The sequence below is a fragment of the Streptomyces sp. NPDC057939 genome, from assembly GCF_042887545.1.
Lineage (GTDB): Bacteria > Actinomycetota > Actinomycetes > Streptomycetales > Streptomycetaceae > Streptomyces.
This window is the reverse complement of the sequence record NZ_JBHVPG010000061.1, coordinates 1-18,186: the sequence shown is the minus strand read 5'-3', so window position 1 is coordinate 18,186 and position 18,186 is coordinate 1. Positions and strand designations below refer to the sequence as shown.

Below are 18,186 nucleotides of genomic sequence, written 5' to 3'. Positions count from 1 at the left end.
CAGACAACGCTTCCGACTGCGACCGAGAATCAGGACACTGCGTGCCCGCGATCCCCAGCCACGTGCCCGAGCCGAGCCGTACCGACCCGGCGCTGATCCGCAACTTCTGCATCATCGCGCACATCGACCACGGCAAGTCGACGCTCGCCGACCGGATGCTCCAGCTCACCGGTGTCGTCGACCAGCGGCAGATGCGCGCCCAGTACCTCGACCGCATGGACATCGAGCGTGAGCGCGGCATCACGATCAAGTCGCAGGCGGTCCGTCTGCCCTGGTCGCCCACGGAGGGCGAGGGCAAGGGCACCACGCACATCCTGAACATGATCGACACGCCCGGTCACGTCGACTTCACCTACGAGGTCTCGCGCTCGCTGGCGGCCTGCGAGGGCACGGTCCTGCTCGTGGACGCCGCCCAGGGCATCGAGGCGCAGACCCTCGCCAACCTGTACCTGGCGATGGAGAAGGACCTGGCGATCGTCCCGGTCCTGAACAAGATCGACCTGCCGGCCGCCCAGCCGGAGAAGTTCGCGGAGGAGCTCGCGAACCTGGTCGGTTGCCAGCCGGAGGACGTGCTGCGCGTCTCGGCGAAGACCGGTCTCGGCGTCGACGCGCTGCTGGACAAGATCGTCGCCACGGTGCCGGCCCCGGTCGGACCCAAGGACGCCCCGGCCCGCGCCATGATCTTCGACTCGGTCTACGACTCGTACCGCGGTGTCGTGACGTACGTCCGTGTCGTCGACGGCCAGCTCAACAAGCGCGAGCGCATCCGGATGATGTCCACCGGCGCCACGCACGAGCTGCTGGAGATCGGCGTCTCCTCCCCGGAGATGACCCCGGCCGACGGCATCGGCGTCGGCGAGGTGGGCTACATCATCACCGGCGTGAAGGACGTCCGTCAGTCCAAGGTCGGTGACACCATCACCAGCCTGCACAACGGCGCGACCGAGGCCCTCGGCGGCTACAAGGACCCGCGTCCGATGGTCTTCTCGGGCCTGTACCCGCTCGACGGCTCGGACTACCCGGACCTGCGCGAGGCCCTGGACAAGCTCCAGCTCAACGACGCCGCGCTCGTCTACGAGCCGGAGACCTCCGCGGCCCTCGGCTTCGGCTTCCGCGTCGGCTTCCTCGGCCTGCTGCACCTGGACGTGGTGCGCGAGCGCCTGGAGCGCGAGTTCGGGCTCGACCTGATCGCCACCGCGCCGAACGTGGTCTACCGCGTGGTCCTGGAGGACGGCAAGGAAGTCAGCGTCACCAACCCGAGCGAGTTCCCCGAGGGCAAGATCTCGGACGTGTTCGAGCCGGTCGTACGGGCCACCGTGCTCGCGCCCACCGAGTTCATCGGCGCGATCATGGAGCTCTGCCAGACCCGCCGAGGCACGCTGCTCGGCATGGACTACCTCTCCGAGGACCGGGTCGAGATCCGCTACACCCTCCCCCTCGCGGAGATCGTCTTCGACTTCTTCGACCAGCTGAAGTCCAAGACGCGCGGCTACGCCTCCCTCGACTACGAGCCCACCGGCGAGCAGTCCGGCAGCCTGGTCAAGGTCGACATCCTGCTGCACGGCGACAAGGTCGACGCCTTCTCCGCCGTCACGCACAAGGACGCCGCCTACGCCTACGGCGTGCGCCTGGTCGCCAAGCTGCGCGAGCTCATCCCGCGGCAGGCCTTCGAGGTGCCGATCCAGGCCGCGGTCGGCTCCCGCGTCATCGCCCGCGAGACGATCCGCGCCATCCGCAAGGACGTCCTCGCCAAGTGCTACGGCGGTGACATCTCCCGTAAGCGGAAGCTGCTGGAGAAGCAGAAGGAAGGCAAGAAGCGGATGAAGATGGTCGGCTCCGTGGAGGTCCCGCAGGAGGCCTTCATCGCCGTCCTCTCCAGCGACGAGTCCGGCGGCAAGAAGAAGTAGCGGTACCGGCCGCGGCCACGCGTGGCGGCCAAGGGAACACCAAGGGCGGGTCAAGAAGCGGCATCGCCCAAGTCGTACGAAACGGGCCCACATGCACACGCATGGGGGCCCGTTTCGTTATGAAGCGGCCGCTCGCGGGCTCTTACGTGCCGGCCACGCGGCCTCTAGTCTGATCACTGCTCCATGGTTACTCGCCAGTTCTATTGCGCCAGTCGAACCGCCATCCGCACGGGTGGCGGCTGCACCCCGCCAGTCCCAAGCGCCCCACGCCCACGCCCTGCCGCGTGGACCCGGTCCGGAGGATGTCGTGAGCGACACACAGACCATGATCGAGAACCGTCCGCCCTCCGTGGCGGCCCTCTTCCTTGACCGCGTCGCCGCAACGCCGAACAGGGAGGCCTACCGCTTCCCCGTGCCGGCCGCCGGCCCCGAGGGCGGACCCGACGACTGGAAGTCGCTCAGCTGGGGACAGGCCGCGGAACGCGTCTTCGGCATCGCCGCCGGGCTGATCGCCCTGGGCATCCAGCCGGAGCAGCGGGTCGCCCTCGCCTCCAACACCCGGGTCGAGTGGATCCTCGCCGACCTCGGAGTGATGTGCGCGGGCGGCGCCGTCACCACGATCTACCCCAGCACCAACGCGGAGGAGTCGGCGTACATCCTCGCGGACTCCGAGAGCCACGTGCTGATCGCCGAGGACGGCACGCAGTTGGCGAAGGCGCGCGAGCGCCGCGCCGACCTGCCGCACCTCGCCCACGTCGTCGTGCTGGAGGCCGCCGACGCGGTCGCCGCCGACGGCGACCCCGAGGGTTGGGTGCTCTCGCTCGCCGACCTGGAGGCGCGCGGCGCGGAGTACCTCGCCAAGCACCCCGAGGCGGTCAAGCAGCGGATCGCGGACATCACCGCCGACCAGCTCGCCACCCTGATCTACACCTCCGGCACCACCGGCCGTCCCAAGGGCGTCCGACTGCCGCACGACAACTGGTCGTACATGGCCAAGGCCACCGTCGCCACCGGCCTGATCACCGCGGACGACGTCCAGTACCTGTGGCTGCCGCTGGCCCACGTCTTCGGCAAGGTGCTCACCTCCGGCCAGATCGAGGTCGGGCACGTCACCGCCGTCGACGGACGCATCGACAAGATCATCGAGAACCTGCCGATCGTCCAGCCGACCTACATGGCGGCCGTCCCGCGCATCTTCGAGAAGGTCTACAACGGTGTCGCGGCCAAGGCCCGGGCGGGCGGCGGCGCCAAGTACAAGATCTTCCAGTGGGCGGCGGGCGTCTCCCGCGAGTACGCCAAGGTCACCCAGGACAACTTCCGCCGCACCGGCCGGGCCAGCGCCCCCTTCGGCCTCAACACCCAGCACAAGATCGCCGACGCGCTCGTCTACTCCAAGCTCCGCGAGGCCTTCGGCGGCAAGCTCCGCGCCGCCGTCTCCGGGGCCTCCGCCCTCGCCCCCGAGATCGGCTACTTCTTCTCCGGCGCCGGCATCCACATCCTGGAGGGCTACGGCCTCACGGAGTCCAGCGCGGCCTCCTTCGTCAACCCCGGCGAGGCCTACCGCACCGGTACCGTCGGCAAGCCGCTCCCCGGCACCGAGGTCCGCATCGCCGACGACGGCGAGGTCATGCTGCGCGGCCCCGGCATCATGCAGGGCTACCACCAGCAGCCGGACAAGACCGCCGAGGTCCTGGAGTCCGACGGCTGGCTGCACACCGGTGACATCGGCGAGCTCTCGCCCGACGGCTACCTGCGCATCACCGACCGCAAGAAGGACCTGATCAAGACCTCGGGCGGCAAGTACGTCGCCCCCGCGGAGATCGAGGGCCAGTTCAAGGGCATCTGCCCCTACGTCTCCAGCATCGTCGTGCACGGCGCCGACCGGAACTTCTGCACCGCGCTGATCGCCCTCGACGAGCCCTCGATCCTGGCCTGGGCCGCCGACAACGGCCTGGAGGGCAAGACGTACGGACAGGTCCTGGCCGCGCCGGAGACCAGCCGCCTCGTCGAGACGTACGTCCAGACCCTGAACGAAGGCCTCCAGCGGTGGCAGACGGTCAAGAAGTTCCGGCTGCTGCCCCGTGACCTGGACGTCGAGCACGGCGACCTCACGCCCAGCCTCAAGCTGAAGCGCCCGGTGGTCGAGCGGGAGTTCAAGTACCTCATCGAGGAGATGTACGAGGGCTCGCGCGAGGCCTGACACCGCCCGGCCGGACCCGCCCGCGGGCACGCCCCGGGCGGGTCCCGGGCGCGCCGCCGCGGGCGGGGCGCCCGGGGCCACGGGTGCGGGACAATGGGGGCATGCCTTCCGCACTGCCCGACGGTGAACCCATGCCCGAAGACGGCTCGCTGCCGTCGCACGCCCTCGCGGGTGCCGGGGACCGGCCGCTCGGGTTCTACCTGCACGTCCCGTACTGCGCCACCCGCTGCGGGTACTGCGACTTCAACACCTACACGGCCACCGAGCTGCGGGGCACCGGAGGCGTGCTCGCCTCCCGGGAGAACTACGCCGACACCCTGATCGACGAGGTCCGCCTCGCGCGCAAGGTGCTCGGCGACGACCCGCGCGCCGTGCGCACCGTCTTCGTGGGCGGCGGCACGCCCACGCTGCTGCCCGCCGGGGACCTCGTACGGATGCTCGCGGCGATCCGCGACGAGTTCGGCCTGGCCGAGGACGCGGAGATCACCACCGAGGCCAATCCCGAATCGGTGAACCCCGCCTACCTCGCCGAACTGCGGGCCGGCGGCTTCAACCGGATCTCCTTCGGCATGCAGAGCGCCAAGCAGCACGTCCTGAAGGTCCTCGACCGCACCCACACGCCGGGGCGGCCCGAGGCGTGCGTGGCCGAAGCCCGCGAAGCCGGCTTCGAGCACGTCAACCTGGACCTGATCTACGGCACGCCGGGGGAGTCCGACGACGACTGGCGGGCCTCCCTGGAAGCCGCGCTGGGCGCCGGCCCCGACCACATCAGCGCCTACGCCCTGATCGTCGAGGAGGGCACCCAGCTGGCCCGCCGCATCCGCCGCGGCGAGGTCCCGATGACCGACGACGACGTGCACGCCGACCGGTACCTGATCGCGGACTCGGTGATGGCCGACGCGGGCTACTCCTGGTACGAGGTGTCGAACTGGGCCACCTCGGACGCGGGCCGCTGCCTGCACAACGAGCTGTACTGGCGGGGCGCCGACTGGTGGGGCGCCGGGCCGGGTGCCCACTCGCACGTCGGCGGGGTCCGCTGGTGGAACGTCAAGCACCCCGGCGCCTACGCGGCCGCCCTCGCGGAGGGCCGCTCCCCGGGCGCCGGGCGCGAACTCCTGTCGGCGGAGGACCGCCGGGTGGAGCGGATCCTGCTGGAGCTGCGCCTCGTGGACGGCGTCCCGCTGTCACTGCTCGCCCCGGCCGGGCTGGCGGCGGCCGGCCGGGCCCTGGCCGACGGCCTGCTGGAGGCGGGCCCGTACGCGGCCGGCCGCGCGGTGCTGACCCTGCGCGGCCGGCTGCTGGCCGACGCGGTGGTCCGCGACCTGGTCGACTAGCCCGCGCCCCTCCCGGGACGCTCAGGGCGCCGTGACGAAGTCGATCAGTTCCTCGACGCGACCCAGCAGGGCGGGCTCCAGGTCCCGGTACGAAGTCACCCGCGACAGGATGTGCTGCCAGGCGGCGCCGGTGTTCTCCGGCCAGCCCAGGGCGCGGCAGACGCCCGTCTTCCAGTCCTGGCCGCGCGGCACCACGGGCCAGGCCGGGATGCCCAGCGCCGACGGCTTCACCGCCTGCCAGACGTCCACGTACGGGTGGCCCACGACCAGGACGTCCGCGCCGGTCACCGCCGCCGCGATCCGGGACTCCTTCGAGCCCGGAACCAGGTGGTCCACCAGGACGCCCAGGCGGGCGTCCGGAGCCGGGTCGAACTCCGCCACCACGGCGGGCAGGTCGTCGACGCCCTCCAGGTACTCCACGACCACGCCCTCGATGCGCAGGTCGTCGCCCCAGACCCGCTCCACGAGCTCCGCGTCGTGCCGGCCCTCGACGTAGATCCGTCCGGCGCGGGCCACCCGGGCCCGGGCCCCGGGGACGGCCACCGAGCCCGACGCGGTGCGGGCGGGCGCGGCCGGCGCCCGCGAGGCCCGGACCAGGGTCACCGTGGCGCCCTCCAGCAGGAAGCCGGCCGGCTCCAGGGGGAAGGCCCGGCGCTTGCCGAAGCGGTCCTCCAGGGTCACCGTGCCGGCCTCGCACTCGACGACCGCGCCGCAGAAGTCACCGCCCGCCACCTCGACCACCAGGCCGGGGTCCGCCGGTACCTGGGGCACCGCCCGGGGACGCTTCCACTGCGGGGTCAGGTCGGGGGAGTACTCGCGCATCCGGCCGAGCGTAGGAGAGCCGGACCGCTCACGCCTCCGACACGCCGAACCGGGCCGCCAGTGTGGCGCGTTGCTCACGTACGAAGTCGGCCGTGACCAGCGCTCCGTGACCCGGCACGTACACGGCGTCGTCCCCGCCGAGGGACAGCAGCCGGTCCAGGGCGGCGGGCCACTGTCCCGGGACCGCGTCCCGGCCGGCCTGGGGTTCGCCGGACTCCTCGACGATGTCCCCGCAGAACACCACCTCCCGCTCGCCCGGCACGAAGACGGTCAGGTCGTGCTGCGAGTGCGCGGGACCCAGGTTGGCCAGCAGCACCTGCACCCCGCCCAGCTCCAGCGTCCACTCGCCCGACACCAGGTGCCCCGGCGCCCGCAGGAGCTCGGCGGCCTCGGCGGCCTCGTCCTCGGCCAGTCCGTTGCGGACCGCGCTCGCCCGCAGCTCCTCGCGGCCCCTCGCCGGGGCCAGCAGCCGCTCCAGGCCGACCGCTCCGAAGACCTCGGCCCCGGGGAACGCGGGCGCGCCCATCACGTGGTCGAAATGTCCGTGCGTGAATGCGATATGGGTCACGCGGCGGCCCGTCAGGCGCTCCGCCTCGGCGCGCACCTCGGCGCCCTCCCGTACGGAGGAACCCGGGTCGATCAGGAGGACCGACTCGTCCCCCACCACCAGTCCCACCGTGCAGTCCCACACCGGAAGGCGGCGCCGGCCGGCCCGTCCGGTGAGCCGTTCCCAGCCCGCCTCTTCCCAACGTACGTCCATGGCGCGACGCTACCCTGACGGGCCGCCCTTGCCCGCCGCGTACCACCCGGCCGTACACTGACCGGGGCATCTCTGGCACTCGCACGCGCAGAGTGCCGGCCACGGCCGACCAGGCCGGACCGAATACCGACCGAAGCCGGACCCGGGACCGATCGACGACCGACCGGGACCGACCGATACGACCGCATCCGGAGGTGTGCGCGATGCTCAGTGAACGCAGGCTCGAGGTACTGCGCGCCATCGTCCAGGACTACGTCGGGACGGAGGAACCGGTCGGTTCCAAGGCGCTCACCGAGCGGCACCGCCTCGGCGTATCCCCGGCGACCGTGCGCAACGACATGGCCGTGCTGGAGGAGGAGGGCTACATCGCCCAACCCCACACCAGCGCCGGCCGGATCCCCACGGACAAGGGCTACCGCCTCTTCGTCGACAAACTGGCGGGGGTCAAACCGCTGTCGACGCCCGAGCGCAGGGCCATCCAGAACTTCCTCGACGGTGCCGTCGACCTCGACGACGTGGTGGGCCGCACGGTGCGCCTCCTCGCGCAGCTCACCCGCCAGGTCGCCGTCGTCCAGTACCCGTCCCTGACCCGTTCCACCGTCCGGCACGTCGAGCTGCTCTCCCTGGCCCCGGCCCGGCTGATGCTCGTACTGATCACGGACACCGGGCGGGTCGAGCAGCGGCTCGTGGACTGCCAGACGCCCTTCGGGGAGAACTCCCTGGCCGACCTGCGGGCGCGGCTGAACAGCCGGGTCGTCGGCCGTCGGTTCACCGACGTGCCGCAGCTCGTGCAGGACCTTCCGGAGTCGTTCGAGACCGAGGACCGGGTGACGGTCAAGGCCGTCCTCGACACCCTCCTCGAAACGCTGGAGGAGGAGGCGGAGGAGCGGCTGATGATCGGCGGCACCGCCAACCTCACTCGCTTCGGACATGATTTTCCCTTGACGATCAGGCCGGTGCTCGAAGCGCTGGAGGAGCACGTCGTGCTGCTCAAGCTGCTGGGCGAGGCAGGGGAGTCGGGGATGGCGGTACGGATCGGTCACGAGAACGCCTACGAGGGGCTCAACTCCACGTCGGTCGTCTCCGTCGGCTACGGTTCGGGCGGCGAGGCAGTCGCCAAACTCGGCGTGGTCGGACCGACCCGCATGGACTACCCCGGAACGATGGGAGCGGTACGCGCAGTGGCACGTTACGTCGGACAGATCCTGGCGGAGTCGTAAGTGGCCACGGACTACTACGCCGTACTCGGCGTGCGCCGCGACGCATCGCAGGACGAGATCAAGAAGGCATTCCGGCGGCTCGCCCGCGAGCTGCACCCGGATGTCAATCCCGATCCCAAGACGCAAGAGCGCTTCAAGGAGATCAACGCCGCCTACGAGGTCCTCTCGGACCCGCAGAAGAAGCAGGTCCACGACCTGGGTGGTGACCCCCTCTCCTCCGGTGGCGGTGGCGGGGCGGGCGGCTTCGGAGCCGGTGGCTTCGGCAACTTCTCCGACATCATGGACGCCTTCTTCGGCCAGTCCCAGCAGCGCGGACCGCGCTCGCGGACCCGCCGGGGCCAGGACGCCATGATCCGCCTGGACCTGGAACTGGACGAGGCGGCCTTCGGGACGACCAAGCCCATCCAGGTCGACACGGCCATCGTCTGCACCACCTGCTCCGGTGAGGGCGCCGCACCCGGCACCTCCGCGCAGACGTGCGACATGTGCCGCGGCCGCGGCGAGGTCTCGCAGGTCACCCGGTCCTTCCTGGGCCAGGTCATGACCTCGCGCCCCTGCCCCCAGTGCCAGGGCTTCGGCACCGTGGTCCCCACCCCGTGCGCCGAGTGCGCGGGCGACGGCCGGGTCCGTTCCCGTCGCAACCTGACGGTGAAGATCCCCGCCGGCGTCGAGAACGGCACCCGGATCCAGCTCGCGGGCGAGGGTGAGGTCGGCCCCGGCGGCGGCCCCGCCGGCGACCTCTACGTGGAGATCCACGAGCTTCCCCACGCCACCTTCCAACGGCGCGGTGACGACCTGCACTGCACGGTCACGATCCCGATGACAGCGGCCTCCCTCGGCACCAAGTGCCCGCTGGAGACCCTGGACGGCATGGAGGAGATCGACATCCGGCCCGGCACCCAGTCCGGCCAGTCGATCCCGCTGCACGGGCGCGGCGTCACGCACCTGCGCGGCGGCGGCCGGGGGGACCTCATCGTCCACGTCGAGGTGACCACCCCGAGCAAGCTCGACGCCCAGCAGGAGGAACTGCTGCGCCAGCTCGCGAAGCTGCGCGGCGAGGAGCGGCCCACGGGGCAGTTCGCGCCCGGCCAGCAGGGCCTGTTCAGTCGCCTGAAGGACGCGTTCAACGGCCGCTGAGCGGCCCGCGACAGCACGCAGGAGCCCGGCCCGGGGTCATCCCGGACCGGGCTCCCGCGCGTTCCCGGGGATCCGTTCGGGGCCCCCGGGAAGCGGACTATGCCAGGCGAATGCCGTGATTCGGCCCGGTGGTCGGGACGTGGCACGATGCAGTCCATGTCCTCCGCACCGAACGGTCTCTCCCCGTACCCGATCGTGCAGGCTCCCATGGCGGGCGGCGCCTCCTGCCCGCCCCTGGCGGCCGCCGTGTGCGAGGCCGGCGGGCTGGGCTTCCTCGCGGGCGGCTACAAGACGGCCGACGGCATGTACCAGGAGATCAAGCAGACGCGCGGGCTCACCCGCCGCCCCTTCGGCGTGAACCTGTTCATGCCGCAGAACGGCTACGTCGACCCGGCCGCCGTCGAGGCGTACCGCGGGCAGCTCGCCGGGGAGGCCAGCTGGTACGAGGTCTCCCTCGCCGAGGAGGACATCATCGGGACCTGCGACGACGGCTACGAGGCCAAACTCGCGATCCTCCTCGACGACCCCGTCGCGGTCGTCTCCTTCACCTTCGGCTGTCCCGCGCCCGCCGTGTTCACCCGGCTGCGCAAGGCGGGCACCTACGGCATCGTCACCGTCACCTCCGTCGACGAGGCCCGCGCCGCGCAGGAAGCCGGCGCCGACGCCCTCTGCGTCCAGGGCGTCGAGGCCGGCGGCCACCAGGGCACCTACCGCGACGACCCGCAGACCGACGGCACCGCCGCCGTCGGCCTGCTCGCCCTGGTCGCCCAGGTACGGGAGGCGGTCACCCTCCCCCTCATCGCCTCGGGCGGCCTCATGCGCGGCGCGCAGATCGCCGCGCTCCTCGCGGCCGGCGCGGAGGCGGCGCAGCTCGGCACGGCCTTCCTCGCCTGTCCGGAGTCCGGCGCGCACCCGCTGCACAAGAAGGCCCTGACGGACCCCCTGTTCGCCCACACGGAACTCACCCGGGCCTTCTCGGGCCGCCCGGCCCGGGGCCTCGTCAACCGGTTCATGCGCGAGCACGGACCGTACGCCCCGGCCGCCTACCCGCAGGTCCACCACATGACCTCGGGGCTGCGCAAGGCCGCCGCCGCCGCGGGTGACCCCCAGGGCATGTCCCTGTGGGCCGGGCAGGGGCACCGGCTGGCACGGGTGATGCCGGCAGGGGACCTGGTGGAGGTGCTGGCGGCCGAACTGGCCCAGGCGCAGAGCTCGTTGAAGGTGTTGCAGATGAGGAGAGCGTCATGACGGCCCCCGTGTTCGTGGTCGAGGAGGTCCCCGCGGGGTCCGAGTTCGTACTGGACGGCCCCGAAGGCCGGCACGCCGTGTCCGTGAAGCGGCTGAACCCGGGCGAGGAGGTCGTCCTCACCGACGGCCGGGGCCGCTGGGCCGAGGCCGTCGTGAAGTCGGCCGAGGGCAAGGACCGGCTCGTCGTCTCCGTCGCGGAGGTGTCCGAGGAGGCCGAACCGGCCGTCCGCATCACGGTGGTCCAGGCCCTGCCCAAGGGGGACCGTGGAGAGGTCGCCGTCGAGACGATGACCGAGACCGGCGTGGACGCGATCGTCCCCTGGCAGGCCTCGCGCTGCATCACCCAGTGGCGCGGCGACCGCGGCGCCAAGTCCCTGGCCAAGTGGCGGGCCACCGCCCGGGAATCCGGCAAGCAGTCCCGCCGCGTCCGCTTCCCCGAGGTGGCCGAGGCGCTGTCCACGAAGCAGGTCGCCGCGTTGCTCGCCGAGGCCGACCTGGCCATGGTGCTCCACGAGGACCGCGACGCCGCCTCCGACGCCCTCGCGACGGCCCCGCTGCCCGAATCGGGCTCCGTCGTCCTCGTCGTCGGCCCCGAGGGCGGGGTCTCGCCCGAGGAACTGGCCGCCTTCGCGCAGGCCGGAGCCCGGCCCTACCGACTGGGCCGCAGCGTCCTGCGCACCTCCACCGCCGGCACGGCCGCGGCCGCGGTCCTCCTGGCGCGCACCGGCCGCTGGTCCTGAGCCCCCCCCGCACCTCCCCGGGCCCCGCTCCGCGCGGGCCGGGGCGGGCTCCGGCGGATCTCCGGCGGACCGGGCCGTTCCCGTCGTCGGGGCGGCTACGATGCCCGGACCGATCAACGTCACGGGAGGCGCAGCAATGGCCGGGGAACCGCAGGCGGACTGCCTGTTCTGCAAGATCGTCGCGGGCGCCGTGCCGGCGACCGTCGTCCGGGAGACCGGGACGACCATCGCCTTCCGGGACATCAACCCGCAGGCGCCGACCCACGTCCTGGTCATCCCCAAGGCGCACTACCCCGACGCGGCCTCCCTCGCGGCCGCCGAGCCGGGCATCGCGGCCGACGTACTGGCCGAGGCCGGACGGGTCGCCGCCGACGAGAAGATCGAGGAGCTCGGCTACCGGATCGTCCTCAACACGGGCGCCGGCGCCGGCCAGACCGTCTTCCACGCGCACGCGCACGTCCTCGGCGGCCGCGGCCTCGAATGGCCCCCGGGATAAGTCGTGTCCGTACGCGAATTCGTGGTGCTCGGCACCGCCAGCCAGGTTCCCACCCGCCACCGCAACCACAACGGCTACCTGTTGCGCTGGGACGGCGAGGGCATCCTCTTCGACCCGGGCGAGGGCACGCAGCGGCAGATGCTGCGGGCCGGGGTCGCCGCGCACGACATCAACCGGATCTGCGTCACGCACTTCCACGGCGACCACAGCCTCGGCCTGGCCGGGGTGATCCAGCGCATCAACCTGGACCAGGTCCCGCACCCGGTCACCGCGCACTACCCGGCCTCCGGGCAGAAGTTCTTCGACCGGCTCCGGTACGCGACCGCCTACCGGGAGACGGTGGCGCTCGCCGAGGAGCCGGTGTCCCGGGACGGGGTGCTCGCGCACGGGCCCTCGTACGTCCTGGAGGCGCGGTTGCTCTCGCACCCGGTGGAGTCCTTCGGCTACCGGATCACGGAGCCGGACGGACGCCGGATGGTGCCCGAGCTGCTCGCGCGCCACGGGATCAAGGGGCCGGACGTCGGGCGCATCCAGCGGGAGGGGCGGCTGGACGGGGTCGGTCTCGACGACGTCAGCGAACACCGGGCCGGTCAGCGGTTCGCCTTCGTCATGGACACCCGGCTGTGCTCCGGGGTGGACGAACTGGCGGAAGGCTGCGACATGCTGGTGATCGAGTCGACGTTCCTGGCGGCCGACGAGCGGCTCGCCACCGACCACGGACACCTCACCGCCGGTCAGGCCGCCCGGGTGGCGCGGGACGCGGGCGTCCGGCACCTGGTCCTGACGCACTTCTCGCAGCGGTACACCGACCCCTCCGCCTTCGAGCGGGAGGCGCGGGCCGCGGGGTTCGAGGGCGAGCTGACGATCGCGGCGGACCTGGTCACGGTCGCGGTGCCGAAGCGTTCCTGACCGGCCGGGCCGGATCCGCCCCGGCGCCCCTCCGGGCTCGCGCCGCGGGAAGGACGGCCATCGGGTGGTGAGGTGCGTCACACTGGGTTTCGGTTCTGCGGGACGGGGCAGCGCCGACGGCCTGCCGGGGCCGCCGCGGTCCTCCACCTCCGAGCCCAACGGAAGAAACGACACTTCGCAGACCGTCGAAGCCCCTCGCGGAGCTTCGTCGACCTACGCAGACCTCCACACAGCTTTCGCAGACCTTCGCGCACCGGGGAGTACACCGTGACCAGTCGGGACAGCCTCATCAGCCCGCAGGAAGAGGAAAAGCTGGACAGGCTGGACCCCCTGGGACCGCTCCGCGATCCCCACGAACCGGGCTGCGACGTCTTCCTCACCGGCACGGTCTTCCTCGACATCATCTTCACCGGCCTCGACTCCGCCCCGGTGCGCGGCACGGAGTCCTGGGCGCGCGGCATGGGCTCCAGCCCCGGCGGCGTCGCCAACATGGCCACCGCCCTGGCCCGGCTCGGCCTGCGGACCTCCCTCGCCGCCGCCTTCGGTGACGACCACTACGGCGAGTACTGCTGGGACGCGCTCGAACAGGGCGAGGGCATCGACCTGACCATGTCGCGGACCATCCCCGGCTGGCACAGCCCCGTCACCGTCTCGATGGCCTACGAGGGCGAGCGCACGATGGTCTCCCACGGCCACGAGGCCCCGCCCCCGGCCGGCCCCGGCGCCGTTCCCAGCTGCCCCCCGAAGGCCCGGGCCGCCGTGGCCTCGCTGGCCGCCGGGCCCGGCGAGGGCTGGATCGCCGAGGCCGCCCGCCGCGGATCGCGGATCTTCGCGGACGTGGGCTGGGACGAGACCGGGCGCTGGGACCTGGGCGCACTCGCCGACCTGGAGCACTGCGAGGCCTTCCTCCCCAACGCGGGCGAGGCGATGCGCTACACGCGGACCGAGTGTCCGCGCGCGGCCGCCCGGGCGCTCGCCGAGAAGGTGCCGGTGGCGGTGGTGACGATGGGCTCCGAGGGCTCGTACGCGGTCGACTCCCGGACCGGGGAGACCGCCGAGGTGCCCGCGATCACCGTCGACGCCCTGGACCCCACCGGCGCCGGGGACGTGTACGTCGCCGGGTTCGTCACCGGCAGCCTGGCCGGCTGGCCGCTGGCCGACCGGCTGGCCTTCGCCGGGCTGACGGCGGCCCTCTCCGTCCAGGAATTCGGCGGCTCCCTGTCCGCCCCGGGCTGGCCGGAGGTGGCCCACTGGTGGCGCGCGGCCCCGGACCCGCTGCGGGACCGCTACGGCTTCCTCGACGCCCTGGTACCCCCCGGCGCGACGCCCTCCCCCCGCCGCCGCGCCGTCCCGACGATCGGCTTCAAGCACCCCGTGTGACCGCACGCCCGTTCCCGGCGCGGCCCAGCCGGAAAACCCCTCGGGTAAGCGCCGTCCCGGACGTACCCTTGGTACTCCGGAGGTCGGCGATCGGCGCGACCCCTCAGCGGGAGGTATGCGCAGGCCACAGTGCCGGCCCATGACTCAGACACCGACAGGCCACACCCCCGCGCCCGGTCAGGCGCGCGCCCACTTCACGGTTCCGGCCACGCACCCGATGGTGACGGTGCTCGGTTCCGGCGACGCCCTGCTGCGCGTGATCGAGAGGGCTTTCCCGAAGGCCGACATCCACGTTCGGGGAAATCAGGTCAGCGCGATCGGTGAGGCGGCGGAAGTCGCCCTCATCCAGCGCCTGTTCGACGAGATGATGCTGGTGCTCCGCACCGGGCAGCCGATGACGGAGGACGCAGTGGAACGCTCTATCGCCATGCTCCAGGCGAACGGATCGGGAGGCGGCGAGGCGGAGACGCCCGCCGAGGTGCTCACGCAGAACATCCTCTCCAGCCGCGGCCGCACCATCCGCCCCAAGACGCTCAACCAGAAGCGGTACGTCGACGCGATCGACAAGAACACGATCGTCTTCGGCATCGGCCCCGCCGGTACCGGAAAGACCTACCTCGCCATGGCGAAGGCGGTCCAGGCCCTGCAGTCCAAGCAGGTAAGCCGGATCATCCTGACCCGCCCCGCCGTCGAGGCCGGCGAACGCCTCGGCTTCCTCCCGGGCACCCTGTTCGACAAGATCGACCCGTACCTGCGGCCGCTCTACGACGCCCTGCACGACATGATCGACCCGGACTCCATCCCCCGCCTGATGGCCGCCGGAACGATCGAGGTGGCACCCCTGGCCTACATGAGGGGGCGCACCCTCAACGAGGCCTTCGTCGTCCTCGACGAGGCGCAGAACACCACCACCGAGCAGATGAAGATGTTCCTGACCCGGCTCGGCTTCGATTCGAAGATCGTGATCACCGGTGACGTGACGCAGGTCGACCTGCCCGGTGGCGCCCGCAGCGGTCTGCGACAGGTCCAGGACATCCTCGAAGGCGTGCCCGACATCCACTTCTCGCGGCTCACGTCCGAGGATGTCGTCCGCCACAAGCTGGTCGGCCGTATCGTCGACGCGTACGAGAAGTACGACGACAGCCAGCAGGCCACGAACGGCCACCAGCGGAAGTAGAGCTCAGCGCACCATGTCGATCGACGTCAACAACGAGTCCGGAACCGAGGTCGACGAGCAGGCGATCCTCGACATCGCCCGCTACGCGCTCACCCGGATGCGGATCCACCCGCTCTCCGAGCTCTCCGTCATCGTCATCGACGAGGACGCCATGGAGCAGCTCCACATCCAGTGGATGGACCTGCCCGGCCCGACCGACGTCATGTCCTTCCCGATGGACGAACTGCGTCCGCCGTCCAAGGACGACGAGGAGCCCCCGCAGGGGCTCCTCGGTGACATCGTGCTGTGTCCCGAGGTGGCGAAGAAGCAGGGCGAGGACGCGCCGACGCAGCACTCCATGGACGAGGAACTCCAGCTCCTCACCGTCCACGGGGTGCTGCACCTCCTCGGGTACGACCACGAGGAGCCGGACGAGAAGGCGGAGATGTTCGGCCTCCAGGCGGCCATCGTCGACGGCTGGCGCGGTGAGCGCGGCATGACCGGTCCGTCCCCGGCCCCGACCGTCTCGTGAACGCCCCCCAGCTGATCACGGGGGCGGTCCTGCTGGTGGTGGTGGCCTGGTTCGCGGCGTGCGCCGAGTCCGGGATCGCCCGCGTCTCCAGCTTCCGCGCCGAGCAGGCCGTACGGGAGAACCGGCGCGGCAGCGCGAAGCTCGCCCAGGTCACCGGTGACCCCACCCGCTACGTCAACGTGGCGCTCCTGGTCCGCGTCACCTGCGAGATGGCGGCGGGCGTGCTCGTCACGTACGTCTGCCTCGACGAGTTCGGCGAGAACTGGACGGCGCTGTTCGTCGCCATCGGCGTGATGGTCCTCGTGTCCTACGTCGCCGTCGGCGTGTCCCCGCGCACCATCGGCCGCCAGCACCCGCTGAACACCGCGACGGCGGCCGCGTACGTCCTCGTACCGCTCGCCCGCATCATGGGGCCGATCCCGCAACTGCTCATCCTCATCGGCAACGCGCTCACACCCGGCAAGGGCTTCCGCAAGGGGCCCTTCGCCTCCGAGGCTGAGCTGCGCGCGATGGTGGACCTCGCGGAGAAGGAATCGCTGATCGAGGACGACGAGCGCCGCATGGTGCACCAGGTCTTCGAGCTGGGCGACACCCTCGTGCGCGAGGTGATGGTGCCCCGTACCGACCTGGTCTGCATAGAGCGCTACAAGACGGTCCGTCAGGCCACCACGCTCGCCCTGCGGTCCGGCTTCTCGCGGATCCCCGTCACCGGCGAGAACGAGGACGACATCGTCGGGATCGTCTACCTGAAGGACCTCGTCCGCAAGACCCACATCAGTCGGGAGGCGGAGGCCGACCTGGTCTCCACGGCGATGCGGCAGGCGGTGTTCGTGCCCGACACGAAGAACGCCGGAGACCTGCTGCGCGAGATGCAGTCCGTGCGCAACCACGTGGCCGTCGTCATCGACGAGTACGGCGGCACGGCCGGGATCGTCACCATCGAGGACATCCTGGAGGAGATCGTCGGCGAGATCACCGACGAGTACGACCGCGAACTGCCGCCCGTCGAGGACCTGGGCGGCGACCGCTACCGGGTCACGGCACGCCTGGACATCACCGACCTCGGCGAGCTGTTCGGTGCGCTGGCCTTCGACGACGAGGACGTGGAGACGGTCGGCGGGCTGCTGGCCAAGGCCCTCGGCCGGGTGCCGATCGCGGGCGCCTCGGCGACGGTCGACCTGCCGGACGGGCGTCCGCTGCGACTGACCGCCGAATCCCCGGCGGGCCGCCGGAACAAGATCGTGACGGTGCTGGTCGAGCCGGTGCCGCCGGCCGCCGCCGACGGGGAGGAGGGCGAATGACCCCCGCCGAACTGCGCGCGTTCTGCCTCGGCTTCAACGCGGCGGTCGAGGAGTTCCCGTTCACCCCGGAGACCTCGGTGTTCAAGGTGCTGGGCAAGATGTTCGCGCTCAGCGCCCTGGACGCGGAGCCGCTGAAGGTCAACCTCAAGTGCGAGCCCGAGTTGGCGGTGCGCCAACGCGAGGAGCACGAGGCGATCGCGCCCGGCTGGCACATGAACAAGCGGCACTGGAACACGGTGACCGTGGGCGGACTGCCGGACGCGCTGGTGCGCGAGCTCGTCGAGGACTCGTACGACCTGGTCGTCGCGGGCCTCCCGAAGGCGGAGCGGCTGCGGCTCGACCGGCCCTGAGTCGACCGGGGGCGGGGCCGGTCGTACGGCCCCGCCCGCGCTCTCCCTATGCTTTCGACCATGACGGAGAGCACGGGCATCGACCCCGAGGACACCAAGATCATCACGCTGGCCCGCAGCGCCCGCGCCCGCAACGGGGTACCGGAGGGTGCGGCCGTGCGCGACGAGACCGGCCGGACGTACGTCGCCGGGACGGTGGCGCTGGACTCCCTGAAGCTGAGCGCCCTCCAGACGGCGGTCGCGATGGCCGTGGCGAGCGGCGCGCGCTCCCTGGAGGCGGCGGCCGTCGTGACGGAGGCGGGGGCTCCGGCGGACGCCGACCGAGCGGCCGTCGCGGACCTGGGCGGGCCGGACACCCCGGTCCTCCTGGCGGGCCCGGACGGCACCCTGAAGTCCACCACCCCGGCCCGCCCGTAACCCTGCGGAGCTCCGACCGGAGCGCGCGCCCGAGTCCCGGTACGGGCCCCCGGGGCTCCGCCCCGGACCCCGCGCCTCAATCGCCGGCGGGGCTGGATGGGGCGGATTGTGCGCGCCGGGGTCACGGTGCAGGCCCCTGGGGCTCCGCCCCGGGCCCCCGCGCCTCAATCGCCGGCGGGGCTGGAGTGTGGGGCGGGGCTGGATGGGGCGGCGAGGCCGGATTGGCGGGGCCGGTTCGTGGGAGGGGATCGGATCGTGCGGCCGCGTCCCGGTGCAG

At 72.0% G+C, this 18,186-nt stretch carries 17 protein-coding genes; 15 read left to right on the top strand and 2 right to left on the bottom strand.

The genetic code is table 11. The annotated features are described in order from the left end of the window. The first annotated feature begins 41 nt into the window (after nucleotides 1-41). The 3 genes from lepA (at nucleotide 42) to hemW (ending at nucleotide 5,441) form a co-directional block, all read left to right on the top strand. On the top strand, nucleotides 42-1,907 hold the full coding sequence (gene lepA, locus ACFVS6_RS37520; RefSeq protein WP_385584977.1) for a translation elongation factor 4: 1,866 nt from the start codon (nucleotides 42-44) through the stop codon (nucleotides 1,905-1,907). A 307-nt stretch (nucleotides 1,908-2,214) separates the two neighbouring features. Continuing rightward, the gene (locus ACFVS6_RS37515; protein ID WP_389711028.1) at nucleotides 2,215-4,107 is read left to right on the top strand and encodes an AMP-dependent synthetase/ligase; all 1,893 of its coding nucleotides are present in this window, start codon (nucleotides 2,215-2,217) and stop codon (nucleotides 4,105-4,107) included. A 101-nt stretch (nucleotides 4,108-4,208) separates the two neighbouring features. Beyond that, a complete protein-coding gene (hemW, locus tag ACFVS6_RS37510) occupies nucleotides 4,209-5,441 on the top strand; it encodes a radical SAM family heme chaperone HemW (RefSeq protein ID WP_389711027.1) in 1,233 nt (410 codons plus the stop codon). Nucleotides 5,442-5,462: 21 nt separating this feature from the next. Here the strand turns inward: hemW and ACFVS6_RS37505 are convergent, their stop codons facing one another. Both ACFVS6_RS37505 and ACFVS6_RS37500 read right to left on the bottom strand, forming a co-directional pair. After that, on the bottom strand, nucleotides 5,463-6,263 hold the full coding sequence (locus ACFVS6_RS37505; protein ID WP_389711026.1) for a DUF3097 domain-containing protein: 801 nt from the start codon (nucleotides 6,261-6,263) through the stop codon (nucleotides 5,463-5,465). A gap of 28 nt (nucleotides 6,264-6,291) precedes the next feature. Further along, nucleotides 6,292-7,023: an MBL fold metallo-hydrolase gene (locus tag ACFVS6_RS37500; protein WP_389711025.1), complete on the bottom strand. Its 732-nt coding sequence runs from the start codon at nucleotides 7,021-7,023 to the stop codon at nucleotides 6,292-6,294. A gap of 203 nt (nucleotides 7,024-7,226) precedes the next feature. Here ACFVS6_RS37500 and hrcA point away from each other — a divergent pair, with 203 nt between their 5' ends. The 12 genes from hrcA (at nucleotide 7,227) to ACFVS6_RS37440 (ending at nucleotide 17,909) form a co-directional block, all read left to right on the top strand. Then, nucleotides 7,227-8,243, top strand: a complete 1,017-nt coding sequence (gene hrcA, locus ACFVS6_RS37495) for a heat-inducible transcriptional repressor HrcA (protein WP_281206803.1) — start codon at nucleotides 7,227-7,229, stop codon at nucleotides 8,241-8,243. Then, entirely contained in the window at nucleotides 8,244-9,380 is a 1,137-nt protein-coding gene (gene dnaJ / locus ACFVS6_RS37490; protein ID WP_389711024.1) for a molecular chaperone DnaJ, read from the top strand. Nucleotides 9,381-9,536: 156 nt separating this feature from the next. Then, nucleotides 9,537-10,628: a nitronate monooxygenase gene (locus ACFVS6_RS37485; protein ID WP_389711023.1), complete on the top strand. Its 1,092-nt coding sequence runs from the start codon at nucleotides 9,537-9,539 to the stop codon at nucleotides 10,626-10,628. Beyond that, complete coding sequence (locus tag ACFVS6_RS37480; protein WP_389711022.1) at nucleotides 10,625-11,368, top strand: 16S rRNA (uracil(1498)-N(3))-methyltransferase; 744 nt, start codon at nucleotides 10,625-10,627, stop codon at nucleotides 11,366-11,368. Before ACFVS6_RS37485 ends, ACFVS6_RS37480 begins: the two co-directional genes overlap by 4 nt. A 136-nt stretch (nucleotides 11,369-11,504) precedes the next feature. Further along, nucleotides 11,505-11,864, top strand: coding sequence for a histidine triad nucleotide-binding protein (locus ACFVS6_RS37475; protein WP_389711021.1), 360 nt, complete (start codon nucleotides 11,505-11,507; stop codon nucleotides 11,862-11,864). 3 nt (nucleotides 11,865-11,867) lie between these two features. Continuing rightward, on the top strand, nucleotides 11,868-12,773 hold the full coding sequence (locus tag ACFVS6_RS37470) for a ribonuclease Z (protein WP_389711020.1): 906 nt from the start codon (nucleotides 11,868-11,870) through the stop codon (nucleotides 12,771-12,773). Between the two features lie 288 nt (nucleotides 12,774-13,061). Next, nucleotides 13,062-14,153, top strand: coding sequence for a carbohydrate kinase family protein (locus tag ACFVS6_RS37465; protein WP_389711049.1), 1,092 nt, complete (start codon nucleotides 13,062-13,064; stop codon nucleotides 14,151-14,153). A gap of 139 nt (nucleotides 14,154-14,292) precedes the next feature. Further along, on the top strand, nucleotides 14,293-15,330 hold the full coding sequence (locus ACFVS6_RS37460; RefSeq protein WP_389711019.1) for a PhoH family protein: 1,038 nt from the start codon (nucleotides 14,293-14,295) through the stop codon (nucleotides 15,328-15,330). 13 nt (nucleotides 15,331-15,343) lie between these two features. Further along, on the top strand, nucleotides 15,344-15,841 hold the full coding sequence (gene ybeY, locus ACFVS6_RS37455; protein ID WP_356210774.1) for an rRNA maturation RNase YbeY: 498 nt from the start codon (nucleotides 15,344-15,346) through the stop codon (nucleotides 15,839-15,841). Next, nucleotides 15,838-17,142 (top strand): hemolysin family protein, encoded by a 1,305-nt coding sequence (locus ACFVS6_RS37450; protein WP_389711018.1) that lies wholly within the window; start codon nucleotides 15,838-15,840, stop codon nucleotides 17,140-17,142. Before ybeY ends, ACFVS6_RS37450 begins: the two co-directional genes overlap by 4 nt. Beyond that, nucleotides 17,139-17,492, top strand: a complete 354-nt coding sequence (locus ACFVS6_RS37445; protein ID WP_389711017.1) for an MmcQ/YjbR family DNA-binding protein — start codon at nucleotides 17,139-17,141, stop codon at nucleotides 17,490-17,492. The genes ACFVS6_RS37450 and ACFVS6_RS37445 overlap by 4 nt, the downstream gene beginning before the upstream one ends. A 60-nt stretch (nucleotides 17,493-17,552) precedes the next feature. Beyond that, a complete protein-coding gene (locus tag ACFVS6_RS37440; RefSeq protein ID WP_389711016.1) occupies nucleotides 17,553-17,909 on the top strand; it encodes a cytidine deaminase in 357 nt (118 codons plus the stop codon). The last annotated feature ends 277 nt before the right edge of the window (nucleotides 17,910-18,186 follow it).